General features: G+C 63.6%; 12 protein-coding genes. 7 read left to right on the top strand and 5 right to left on the bottom strand.

Annotation, left to right across the window (positions count from 1 at the left end; all coding sequences use genetic code 11):
• Positions 1–137 precede the first annotated feature (137 nt).
• Together RAD16_RS34680 and RAD16_RS34685 are read left to right on the top strand one after the other, a co-directional pair.
• Complete coding sequence (locus RAD16_RS34680) at positions 138–356, top strand: hypothetical protein (RefSeq protein WP_458162341.1); 219 nt, start codon at positions 138–140, stop codon at positions 354–356.
• Between the two features lie 111 nt (positions 357–467).
• Positions 468–1,526 (top strand): YeiH family protein, encoded by a 1,059-nt coding sequence (locus tag RAD16_RS34685; RefSeq protein ID WP_458162342.1) that lies wholly within the window; start codon positions 468–470, stop codon positions 1,524–1,526.
• 172 nt (positions 1,527–1,698) lie between these two features.
• Here RAD16_RS34685 and RAD16_RS34690 read toward each other — a convergent pair whose 3' ends face one another.
• The 5 genes from RAD16_RS34690 to RAD16_RS34710 all read right to left on the bottom strand — a co-directional run bounded on the left by RAD16_RS34690 (position 1,699) and on the right by RAD16_RS34710 (position 6,338).
• Positions 1,699–2,571: an ABC transporter ATP-binding protein gene (locus tag RAD16_RS34690; protein ID WP_458162343.1), complete on the bottom strand. Its 873-nt coding sequence runs from the start codon at positions 2,569–2,571 to the stop codon at positions 1,699–1,701.
• Entirely contained in the window at positions 2,568–3,473 is a 906-nt protein-coding gene (locus RAD16_RS34695; RefSeq protein ID WP_458162345.1) for an ABC transporter permease, read from the bottom strand. Before RAD16_RS34695 ends, RAD16_RS34690 begins: the two co-directional genes overlap by 4 nt.
• Positions 3,470–4,891, bottom strand: a complete 1,422-nt coding sequence (locus RAD16_RS34700; RefSeq protein ID WP_458162346.1) for an ABC transporter substrate-binding protein — start codon at positions 4,889–4,891, stop codon at positions 3,470–3,472. Before RAD16_RS34700 ends, RAD16_RS34695 begins: the two co-directional genes overlap by 4 nt.
• Before the next feature lie 182 nt (positions 4,892–5,073).
• Positions 5,074–5,847: a Crp/Fnr family transcriptional regulator gene (locus RAD16_RS34705; RefSeq protein ID WP_458162347.1), complete on the bottom strand. Its 774-nt coding sequence runs from the start codon at positions 5,845–5,847 to the stop codon at positions 5,074–5,076.
• 194 nt (positions 5,848–6,041) lie between these two features.
• Positions 6,042–6,338: a gamma-butyrobetaine hydroxylase-like domain-containing protein gene (locus RAD16_RS34710; protein ID WP_458162357.1), complete on the bottom strand. Its 297-nt coding sequence runs from the start codon at positions 6,336–6,338 to the stop codon at positions 6,042–6,044.
• A 205-nt stretch (positions 6,339–6,543) separates the two neighbouring features.
• On the opposite strand from RAD16_RS34710, the gene RAD16_RS34715 reads away from it, so the two are divergent.
• The 5 genes from RAD16_RS34715 to RAD16_RS34735 all read left to right on the top strand — a co-directional run bounded on the left by RAD16_RS34715 (position 6,544) and on the right by RAD16_RS34735 (position 11,736).
• A complete protein-coding gene (locus RAD16_RS34715) occupies positions 6,544–7,317 on the top strand; it encodes a ferredoxin--NADP reductase (protein ID WP_458162348.1) in 774 nt (257 codons plus the stop codon).
• Positions 7,318–7,419: 102 nt separating this feature from the next.
• Complete coding sequence (locus RAD16_RS34720) at positions 7,420–9,162, top strand: fumarate reductase/succinate dehydrogenase flavoprotein subunit (protein ID WP_458162349.1); 1,743 nt, start codon at positions 7,420–7,422, stop codon at positions 9,160–9,162.
• A gap of 31 nt (positions 9,163–9,193) precedes the next feature.
• On the top strand, positions 9,194–9,427 hold the full coding sequence (locus RAD16_RS34725; protein WP_007593252.1) for a 4Fe-4S dicluster domain-containing protein: 234 nt from the start codon (positions 9,194–9,196) through the stop codon (positions 9,425–9,427).
• Positions 9,428–9,429: 2 nt separating this feature from the next.
• Positions 9,430–10,407, top strand: coding sequence for a HEAT repeat domain-containing protein (locus tag RAD16_RS34730; RefSeq protein WP_458162350.1), 978 nt, complete (start codon positions 9,430–9,432; stop codon positions 10,405–10,407).
• A gap of 156 nt (positions 10,408–10,563) precedes the next feature.
• A complete protein-coding gene (locus RAD16_RS34735) occupies positions 10,564–11,736 on the top strand; it encodes a fumarylacetoacetate hydrolase family protein (RefSeq protein WP_458162351.1) in 1,173 nt (390 codons plus the stop codon).
• The last annotated feature ends 149 nt before the right edge of the window (positions 11,737–11,885 follow it).

An 11,885-nucleotide genomic window follows, 5' to 3' on the forward strand; every position in this document is an offset into this window, starting at 1 on the left:
GGAAGAAGAAAACTGTTGCCCCCAAGGCACCCCGCGGAAGGAGTTTCCCTCCGAGGGGGCAAAAACGCCAATCGCTTCCATTGCTGTTTAGGCCCGAAACGACGACATTCCATTCGCAATTTGATGGATTGACGGCCATGGAACGCACTGGATTTGAGCCCTTCGGCGAGCAGCTGGTGTCCGCAACGGACACTCAGCCGAAATCGCGCGCCTCAAAGCTCCTGCTGCGGGCCGGCACCACGCTGTTCTGGTCGCTGGTCGCGGGCATCGTGCTTGCCCGTGCGGCCTTCTTCGAGCCGGGCGTCTATGACGGCTTCAACCGCGTCGCCTCGCTGGCCAAGAGCCTGATCTTCTGAGCCGAATTATTCCGGGTCGAGGACGGAACTTCCCTCGGCCCTGATATGCTGAAAACTTATTCCCCAACGGAAGCGTCGTGCGTATAAATCTTTCTCCTCTGGGAGAGATTTGTGTCGCAGAATCAAGCATCCAGCCCGGCCGACGCCAAGCCGACCACTGCTATTAGCCGCGTCGTCGCGCTGATTCCCGGCATTATCCTCTGCGTTCTGGTCGCCGGCGTCTCGGCCCTGCTGGAGCGGGCGGAACTGGGCGTTTTCGAGCATCCCTATGTCGAGGCGCTGGTCATGGCGATCCTGCTCGGCATGGCGCTGCGCAGCTTCTGGAAACCGGCGCCGCGCTGGCAGGCCGGCATCGCCTTCAGCGCCAAGCAGCTCCTCGAAGTCGCGGTCATGCTGCTGGGGGCCTCGATCAGCTTCGCCGCCATCGCCGCCTCGGGCATCGCGCTGCTAGCGTCGATCGCCGCGGTCGTCGTGATCGCGCTCTGCGTCTCCTTCGGCCTCAGCCGCATGCTTGGCCTCTCCACGCGCCTCTCGATCCTGATCGCCTGCGGCAACTCGATCTGCGGCAACTCCGCCATCGCAGCCGTGGCCCCGATCATCGGCGCCAACAGCGACGAGATCGCGTCCTCGATCTCCTTCACCGCCATCCTCGGTGTGATGATGGTGCTGGGCCTGCCGCTGCTGATCCCGCTGCTGCAATTGTCGGCCACGCAATACGGCATCCTCGCCGGCCTGACCGTTTACGCCGTGCCGCAGGTGCTCGCGGCAACGGTCCCGGCCGGGCTGATCTCGACGCAGATCGGCACGCTCGTGAAACTGATGCGCGTCCTGATGCTCGGGCCGGTCGTCGTCGGCCTGTCGCTGGTCGCCTCGCGCTGGCAGACCGGCGCCAAGAAGTCCAATGTCGGCTTCTTCCGCCTGGTCCCGTGGTTCATCCTCGGCTTCCTCGCGCTCGCGACGCTGCGATCGCTGGAGATAGTGCCTGTTACGGTGGTGGGGCCGGTGACGAAGATCACCAGCTTCCTCACGGTGGTGTCGATGGCCGCACTCGGCCTCGGCGTCGACGTCCGCGTGCTCGCCAATGTCGGGGGACGGGTGACGGCGGCGGTGACGCTGTCGCTGATGCTGCTGCTCGGGATCAGCATCGCGCTGGTGCATTGGTTCAAGTGATCTGGGCGAAGCTGCCGTAGGGTGGCAAAGGCGCGAAGCGCCGTGCCCACGCATCAGTTCGGCATGTGGCTCAGGTGGTGGGCACGCTTCCGCCTTCGCTCTTCGAGCTACGGCGGACAAGTCGCTTTTCCCACCCTACGAGACCGTCATCGCCGCGAGCGGAACGCCAAAATCAGATCACATCCGCCAGCGAATGGCCATGCAGCTCGATATTGAACCCCTGCATGCCCATGTCGTTGATCTCGCCGCCCATCGCCTTCAGGCTCTCTTCGCGGATCAGCGACATCAGCCCGCGACGCAGCGCCAGGAATTCCGACGACATCATCATCGATTGTTGCCGCGGCCGCTCCAGCGGGATCGGGATCTCCGCCTTGATCGAGCCGGGACGCGCCGTCATGCAATAGACGCGGTCGGACAGGAAGATCGCCTCGTCGATGTCGTGGGTGACGAACAGCACCGAGATTTTCAGCCGTTGCCACATGTTGGTGAGGATCTGCTGCATGATGACGCGCGTCTGCGCGTCGAGCGCGCCGAACGGCTCGTCCAGCAGCAGCACCTTCGGTCCCGTCGCGAGCGCGCGGACAATGCCGACGCGCTGCTTCATGCCGCCGGAGAGCTTTTCCGGATAGTGCTTCTCGAAGGCTTCGAGTCCTGCAAGCCCGAGCAGCGTGCGCGCGGCGCGCTCGCGCTGGGAGCGGGGCATGCCGCGCATCTTCAGGCCGAACTCGACATTCTCCCGTACCGTCTTCCAGGGGAACAGCGAATATTGCTGGAACACCATGCCGCGCTCGGCGCTCGGCCCATTCACGCGTTCGCCGTCGACGGTGACGATGCCCGTCGTCGGCTTGAGGAAGCCCGCGACCGCATTGAGCAGCGTCGACTTTCCGCAGCCGGAGGGGCCGACGATCGAGACGAACTCGCCCGGCTTCACATGGATCTGCGTGTCGGTGACGGCCTGAACCGGTCCCTCGATGCTGTCATAGCTGAGGGAAAAATTCCGGACCTCGATATGGCCTTTCGGTTCGCTCGCCAGAATCTCGCTCATCTCGTCGACCTCCACGGCATCACCAATTGTCCCGCGCCGCGGATCAGCAGGCTCGATCCGAGCCCGAGCACGCCGATCGCGATCATGCCGAGCGCGATGTCGGCATACTGGACCAGCGAGTATGCCTCCCAGGTGAAGTAGCCGATGCCGTATTGGCCGGAGATCATCTCGGCCGCGATCAGCGAGACCCAGGCGACGCCCATGCCGACGGTAAGGCCGGTGAAGATGTGGGGCAGCGAGGCCGGAAAATACACCTCGCGGAAGATCGAGCGTTCGCGGGCGCCGAGACATTGCGCGGCGCGCACCAGCACGGGATCGACCAGCGACATGCCGTGCAGCGTGTTGACCAGGATCGGGAAGAACGCGCCGAGGAAGGTGATGAAGACGATGCTCTGCTCGTTGGTCGGCCACAGCATGATCGCCATCGGCACCCAGGCGATCGCCGGGATCGGCCGCAGCACTTCCGCGACCGGGAAGATGATCTCATGCACCAGCTTGAAGCGGCCCATGATCAGGCCGAGCGGCACGCCGACGATGGCCGCCAGCGAGAAGCCGAAGAAGATGCGCCGGCAGCTCAGCAGGATGTGCATCAGGAATTTGGGATCGTGGATCGCCTTGGTGAAGCTCGCATAGACCGCGAGCGGCGAGGGCACGTTGGTGAAGCGCACGAAGAACACGACGCGATAGGTCGTGAGCAGGTGCCAGACCAGCAGGAAGGCGAGCAGCGAGATGATGCCGATCGCGGTGGCGCGCAGCCGGCCCTGGTTGAGCCGGTACCAGCGCAGCGTGAGCGTGCCGAAGGAGGGAGGTGCTGCGGGCGGGGTGACGGCGGGCACCGGGCCCGTCTCTGCAATTGCCGGCATGCTGTCCTCGGGATGTCTGACGAGGGCGGGACTGCTCACGTCTTGCCTCCGCCGACCGCCGCCTTCACCGCGTCGTCGAAGCCGAGCACCTTGCCGCTGATCTTGGCGGCATAGGCCTCCGCGTCCTTCTTCAGCAGGAACGGGGCGACCTCGCCATTGCCGACCGCGAAGAAGGCCTGGTCGGCGAACAGCTTGATGCCGCGCGTGGTGTCGAAGACGTAGGCGACGTTGATCTTCTTGCCCTTGGCCTTGAAGTCGGCATAGGCGCCGAGCGTGCAGCTGGCGGACGAGAACGGCATGATGCCGGCATCATCGACCCAGACCTCGCCGGCCTTGCGCGGATCGGCGATCGGCTTCTTGCAGAAGGCGTCTTCGCCGGAGATTTCGTAGTTCTTCGTGCTCACAAGCTGCGCGTCATAGTCGAGCCTCATCTCGGCATAGGCCTTGCGGATGTAGCTGTCGTCGACCCATTTCTTCGGATCGAACTCCTTCATGCGGCCGAGGTTCTGCAGCACCTTGACGTCGGTCGTGGCCGCATCGATCAGCGCCGGCTTGACGGTAGGGTCGGTGGTCATGTTGCCGCTGGGGCCGAGGAAGATGTAGACGACTTCCTTGTTGATGCCGGTCCATTCCTGGATTTTCTCGGCGGCAAGCTTGGGATCGTCGCGCAGCCACTGGTTGGCGGCGATCAGCGCCTTGAAGTAGGCGACGACGACCTCGGGATATTTCTCGGCGAAATCGGTGCGAACGACGATGCCGTGGAACGTCGGCAGGTTGGTTTCGACGCCGTCAAAAATCTTTCGCGCGAAGCCGCGGAAGGGAAGCAGCTCGGCGAACGGAACGAAGTCGGCATGCGCGTCGATCTTCTTCTCCTGGAGGTTGGTCGAGCCGACCTCCGGGCTCTGGCTGACGAGCTGGAAGAAATCTGCCGCATAGCCGCGGTCCTGCATCGCCTTCAACACCATGCCGTGCGCGGCGGAGCCGAACGGCACGCTGACGAGCTTGCCCTTGAGATCGGCGAGATCATAATAGGGCGAGTCCTTGTGGACGACGAGACCGTTGCCGGAGCCGGACAGGCTGTAGGCGGCAATGCCGATCAGCCGGCTCTTGCTCTCCGGATTGCTCTCGAAGGTGAAGCCGTTCACGATCAGCGGATAGTCGCCCATCATGCCGATCTGCAGCTTGTTCGCCATCATCGCATTGGTGACGGGCGGGCCGGACGTAAAGTTCTGCCACTCCAGCTCGAACTTGATGTTGGCGTATTTGCCGTCCTTGGGCAGGTATTTTTCGAGCAGATGGAGCTGGCGGATGACGACGCCGGCGGTCACGGTGTTGGTCGTGGTGTCCTGCGTTCCGATGCCGAGGGTGACGGTTTCCGCCGAGGCCGGCTGCGCGGCTAGAAGCGCCAGCGACGTCACTGACATCGCGATCGAGAGCGTGGGAAGATGGCGGACCATTCTCATCCTCATTCGGTTGGATGTGCTGTGGTTGCCATGATTGGGGGAGGGCACCGGCAGGGCAAATCCGGAATGATGACCGCAGTCGATTAGTTGCCGGGAAAAGCTGATTGCATACTCCTTGAGCAGTCCTGCACTATAAAGCCGCTTGCCTGTGCACCGGGCTTGCTCGCAAATTTCTCCTAATCGGAGGCGTGACCGCGCATTTCCTCCAGCACGTCGGTTCGGCAGACCACGATCTGCGACCGCTTGGTCAAGACGATTCCCTTCTCCTGCATCCGCTTCAGGCTGATCGTGACCCATTGCCTTGTCGCGCCGACCATGTGGGCGATGTCGGCGTGGGTGAAGGCGGCTGCGATCACCGTGCCGTCGGCGTCCTCGACGCCGTAGAGTTCGACGAGATGCAACAGCAGATGCGCAAGGCGCTGGGTGATCGAGCGCGTCCCCAGCATTTGCGCGAGCGCCGAGTAGCACTTGCCCTTGAAGGTGAGGCCTTCAATGAGGCCGATCGCGAGGTTCGGGATCTCTGCGGCAAGCGACCGCAGTTCCTTTCCGGGCAGGTGCACGACGCTGCAATTGCTGGATGCGACGCCGGACCATTGATGCACGGTGCCTTCGAACACTTCGGGCCCGCCGACGAAATTGCCGACATGCCAGTAGGCCAGCGTGATCTCGCGGCCGAGCGGCGAGGTGTAGAACACGCGGATGCGGCCGCTCTCGATCAGCCAGATGCCGTCATGCTTGCCGCCCTGGCTGAACAGCGTCTGGCCGCGATTGAGCACTTTTCGCCGGCCCTGCTTCAGCACCAGCTCGCGCTCGCGCGGCGAGAGCTTGTCCATCAGCGGCGGCGGGCCGCCGATCCATTGCTGGTTCTCGGTGAGCAGCAGCGAGGAACTGCCCGCAGGCCGGCCTGCCGGGGGAATAGCCCCGCGAACCGCATTCGCCGCCTGCAACATGAGCCGCCTCCGGAACGTTCAAATCGTTCTAAAGAGGAGCAATGTCCGTGCCAGATGGGGGCGATTCACGTCCTGCGTCATTCCGGGATGCACGCAAAGCGCGCAGGCCGGAATCCATAACCACGAGCGGGGGTTATGGATTCCGGGCGCGCCCTTCGGACGCCCCGGAATGACGAACTGTGCGTGAGTGCGGTTTACCGCCCCGCCAGGCTCAACAGATACGGCTTGGGATAAATCCCGCGATTGTGCCCATCCGAAAACGAGATGTTCAGCCCATAACCGAGATCGCCGATCTCCGTGATCGCAATGCCCGGAAACCGTTCCGGGAAGCGGCCGTCGAAGCGGGCGCGGGTGCAGTGGGCGCATTTGCAGGAGAGGCGGAGTGTTTCGGCGGGAATGCTGAGCGCATTGTCCTCGGTGGTGCGGACGAGGAGCGTTGCGAGATCGGCGCTGGCCTCATAGTCGGCCACGGTCGGTGCCACCAGGGTCATGGTCATGACGAACCTCCAACGTCTCTTTACGTCGGCGCTGACACGCGAGAATAGCAACTAATTGCCAGCGTGGCGCGGTGGCGCTGCCTCGTCTTCGATCATCGCCCGCGAAATGTGAAACTAATCGACCGGGAGTTTCAGTTCCGCGTTGCCGGAATCCCGTCTCTCCGAAAACCTTGCAACCGATAGCAAGCACGGAGAGACCATGAGCGCATTTCAGAAGGAAACGGTTTTGTCGGTCCGGCACTGGACCGAGTCCCTGTTCAGCTTCACCGCGACGCGCGATCCCGGCTTCCGTTTCCAGAACGGTCAGTTCGCCATGATCGGCCTCGAGGTCGAGGGCAAGCCGTTGATGCGGGCCTACAGCCTGGCGAGCGCCAATCACGAGGAAGCGCTCGAGTTCTTCTCGATCAAGGTGCAGGACGGCCCGCTGACCTCGCGGCTGCAGAAGATCAGGGAAGGCGACATCATCCTGGTCGGCCGCAAGGCGACGGGCACGCTGATCACCGGCAACCTCATTCCGGGAAAACGCCTGCTGCTGCTTTCGACCGGAACGGGCCTTGCGCCCTTCGCCAGCCTGATCAAGGACCCCGACGTCTACGAGAATTACGGGACCATCGTGCTCGCCCATGGCTGCCGCCAGGTCTCCGAGCTCGCTTATGGCGAGCACGTCGTCGACGGCCTGCGCAATCACGAATTCTTCGGACCCCTGATCCGCGACAAGCTGATCTATTACCCGACCGTCACCCGCGAGCCGTTCCGGAATCGCGGCCGCATCACCGATCTGATCGCCTCGAACCAGCTGTTCGACGATATCGGGCTAACGGGCCTGGATATCGAGACCGACCGCATCATGCTGTGCGGCAGCCCCGCGATGCTGGAGGAACTGCATGCGATGTTTGCCGCGCGCGGCTTCGTCGAGGGCAACCACAGCCAGCCCGGCCATTTCGTCATCGAAAAGGCCTTCGTCGAGCGCTGAGGCGCAAATCGCGTTCCGGCGACAACTAATTGCTATCGCCGGACAGCCACCTGAACAAATCTGATGCAAAGGCGCCGGGGACCGGCGAACCAGGAGCAAGCGATGGCACTAGATCAGATCGTCGATGGACTTTCGGAGGTTTCCTGCGATGTGCTGGTGATCGGCGGCGGCACGGCCGGCCCGATGGCGGCGCTGAAGGCGAAGCTGAAGAACCCGAAGGCCAACGTCGTCCTGCTCGAAAAGGCCAACGTCAAGCGCTCCGGCGCGATCTCGATGGGCATGGACGGGCTGAACAACGCGGTCATCCCCGGCTATGCGACGCCGGAGCAGTACACCAAGGAAATCACCATCGCCAATGACGGCATCGTCGACCAGAAGGCGGTCTATAAATACGCGCAGAACTGCTTTGAGATCATCGAAGAGCTCGACAGCTTCGGCATCCGCTTCCTGAAGAACGAGAACGGCGACTACGCCGTCAAGAAGGTGCACCACATCGGCACCTACGTTCTGCCGATGCCGAACGGCGAGACCGTGAAGAAGGTGCTGTATCGCCAGCTCCGCCGCGCCCGCATCCTGATCTCCAACCGCTACATGGCGACGCGGCTGCTGAAATCGTCCGACGGCCGCATCGCCGGCGCGATCAGCGTCAACACCCGCACCGCCGAAATTCTGGTGATCAAGGCCAAGGCCGTGATCCTTTGCATGGGCGCCGCCGGCCGCCTGGGCCTGCCGACCTCCGGCTACATGTTCGGGACTTATGAGAACGCCGCCAATTCCGGCGACGGCTATGCGATGGCCTATCATGCCGGTGCCGCGCTCGCGAACCTCGAATGCTACCAGATCAACCCGCTGATCAAGGATTATAACGGCCCGGCCTGCGCCTATGTCGCCGGTCCCTTCGGCGCGTTTACGGCGAACAACGAGGGCTCGCGCTTCATCGAATGCGACTACTGGTCCGGCCAGATGATGCTGGAGTTCTACAACGAGTTGTTGTCAGGCAAGGGCCCGGTGTTCCTTCAGCTCAAGCATCTCCATCCCGACACCATCTCGGAGATCGAGTCCACGCTGCACAAGGTCGAGCGTCCCACACGCGGGCTGTTCCAGCAGGGCCGCGGGGTGGACTACCGCAACGACTCGATCGAGATGCACATCTCCGAGATCGGCTTCTGCTCCGGCCACAGCGCCTCCGGCGTGTTCGTCGACGACAATGCCCGCACCACCGTGCCCGGCCTTTACGCCGCCGGCGATATGGCGAGCGTGCCGCACAATTACATGCTCGGCGCCTTCACCAACGGCTCGGTTGCCGGCATCGATGCGATGGAATTCGCCGACAGCCACGACTTTGCGGAGTTCGATGCCGCTGATGTCGCGAAGGAGCGCGATCGCGTGCTGGCGCCGACTAAGCGCGAGGACGGCATTCCGCCGAACCAGGTCGAGTACAAGACCCGACGCCTCGTCAACGACTATCTCCAGCCGCCGAAGGTCACGCGCAAATACGAGCTCGGCATGCGCCGCCTCGCCGAGGCGCGGGAGGACATGCAGGAGCGCATGATCGCGCGCAATGCGCACGAGTTGCTGCGCGCGCTCGAGGTGCAGTCGATCATGGACTGCGCCGACATGGCGGTACATGCCTCGCTCTACCGCGAGGAGAGCCGCTGGGGCCTCTATCACTGGCGCACCGATTTCCCGGAGAAGGACAACGAGAACTGGTTCTGCCACACGCTGCTCTCCAAGCAGAACGGCAAGATGATCAGCGAGAAGCGCGCCGTCGAGCCTTACGTCGTGCCGATCGCCGATGACGAGAAGGACCTCTACGACAAGCAGCGCATCCGCGCCTCCGCCTGATCCACCGCAACAGCGCAACAGGAGACATCAAATGCCTCTCGCTTCCTATCAGACATCGGTTCCGGTGGTTGTCGACGACGCCAAATGCATCGCGGACAAGGGCTGCACCGTCTGCGTAGACGTCTGCCCGCTCGACGTGCTCCGCATCAGCGACATGACCAACAAGGCCTATATGGCCTATGACGAGTGCTGGTACTGCATGCCTTGCGAGGCGGATTGTCCGACCGGCGCGGTCACCGTCAACATTCCCTACCTGTTGAGGTGATCATGTCGAGCCCATTCGAATCCTACGACGATCTCGAAGACGCCGACGAGCGGCTGCAGGCTGCCGATCCCGCCGAGCGCCGCGTCGCCATCATCGCGCTCGGCCATTCCGGCGATCCCGCGGCCGTGGCCCATCTTGCCAACATGGTAGCCGATCCGGACGCCGGCGTGCGCCAACAGGTTGCGATGGCGCTCGGCGAGTTCGACGGGCCGGAAGCCGCGAGCGCGCTCGTCAAGCTGCTGGTCGACCCCGAGAGGATCGTCGCAGCGGCTGCTGCCGACAGCATGGCCGAGTTCAAGGATCCCGCCTGCGCCGGGATCATTCTGCCGCTGGTCAAGCACGCCCACGCCTTCGTCCGTATGGGGGCGCTGCGCGCGCTGAAGGAGTTACGTAGCAAGGACACGCTGAAGCCGGCGCTGGAAGCGCTGCAGGATACTGACGCCGCCGTGCGCGTGCAGGCGATCGGCGTGATCGGCTTCCTGAAGCTCGAAGAATCCATCCCTGCACTGACCGCACTGATCAACGATCCCGATGCGCATGTGCGCCGTGCCGCCGTGAGTGCGCTGGCTTTCTCGCAGATGAAGCCGGCGGCGGAGACGATCACCCGCGCGCTGAAGGATTCCGACTGGATGGTCCGCGAGATGGCCGCCGAAACGCTCGGCCTCAACGTCAACGGCGCACTCGCGGCCGACCAGCTCGTCGGCGCGCTCGGCGACGAATTCTGGCAGGTGCGGCTGAAGGCGATCCGCAGTCTCGGCAAGATGAAGATCGAGTGCGCGGTGCGGCCGGTCGGCCAGTGCATCAACCACGACCAGGCCAATCTGCGCAAAGAGGCGGCCGCCGCGCTCGGCGAGATCGCCCATCCCGACGGCGAGGCATTTTTGGCCGTCATCGCCGACGATGCCGACCCCGATGTCCGCAAGAACGCGCGCTGGGCGCTGCAGCAGATCGCGGCCCGCAAAGCGCGAGCAGGAGCATAAAAGGCGCGCGCAGGCGCATAAAAGGCGCGGGCAGGGACATAGCGGCCCCTCGCGGCCGCTCTGGACTTCGCCCGCCAGACGTTTATTGGTCTTCGCCAATGGGATCGGCCTGCCGTGAAAGCGGCCGATCCCAAAGAAACAGCGAGGACGCCGGCCATGACGACACTGACTGTAAAGGACCTTCTGCCCGAGGACGGTACGCGGGGAACGCTCGTCGGCCGCGTCTGGCTGCCGCAGGTCAATGGTCCGGCCGTGGTCGCCGTGCGCGGCGACGGCGTCTTCGACGTCACCGCCAGGTTTCCGACCGTCAGCGCGCTTTGCGAGGAGGATAATCCGGCCAAGGCGCTGGCCGCGGTCAAGGGCGAGCGCATCGGCGATCTCGACGCCATCGTCGCCAACACCGCGCCCGATGGGCGCGATTCCAAAAAGCCGTGGCTGCTCGCGCCGGTCGATCTCCAAACCCTGAAGGCCGCCGGCGTCACCTTTGCGATCTCGATGCTGGAGCGCGTGATCGAGGAGCGGGCCAAGGGCAATCCGGCCTCGGCCGAAGCGATCCGCAAAGAGGTGACGCGGCTGATCGGCGACGATCTGTCCAAGCTCAAGCCGGGCTCGGACCAGGCCATGCACCTGAAGCAGGTGCTGATCGATCAGAACGCCTGGAGCCAGTATCTCGAAGTCGGTATCGGCCCGGATGCCGAGGTCTTCACCAAGGCGCCGACCATGTCCTCGGTCGGCACCGGCATGGATGCCGGCCTGCATCCGAAGTCGACCTGGAACAATCCCGAGCCGGAGCTCGTGCTGTTCGTGTCGAGCCGCGGCAAGATCGTCGGCGGCGCGCTCGGCAACGACGTGAACTTGCGCGACTTCGAAGGCCGCTCGGCGCTGCTGCTGTCGAAGGCCAAGGACAACAATGCGTCCTGCTCCATCGGCCCGCTGCTGCGCCTGTTCGACGGCAGTTTTACGCTCGACGACGCGCGCAAGCTCGACATCAGCCTGAACGTGAAGGGCACCGACGGTTTCGTGCTCGACGGCCATTCCTCGATCAGCAAGATCAGCCGCGATCCGACCGATCTCGTCGAGCAGACCATCGGCAAGGTGCATCAGTATCCTGACGGTTTCGTGCTGTTTCTCGGCACGATGTTCGCACCCGTGAAGGATCGCGATGCGCCGGGGCAGGGCTTTACGCACAAGCGCGACGACATCGTCACCATCGCCGCGCCCCAGCTCGGCAAGCTCGTCAACCGCATGCGCACCAGCGACGAGTGCGAGCCGTGGACCTTTGGCATCGGCGCGCTGATGAAGAACCTGGCGCAGCGGAAGCTGATTTAGTTTTCTTCGCCTCTCCCCGCACGCGGCAGGGGAATCGCATATGGAATTGCGGCCTCTATTGCGTTGTTTTGCAAGATGGATTCTGAGAACGACTCCCACGAGACGGAGGGAGTCGTATGGGCAAGCTCAGGAAGGCGTTTCGGCGATTG

This window comes from Bradyrhizobium sp. 18BD, from assembly GCF_054185225.1.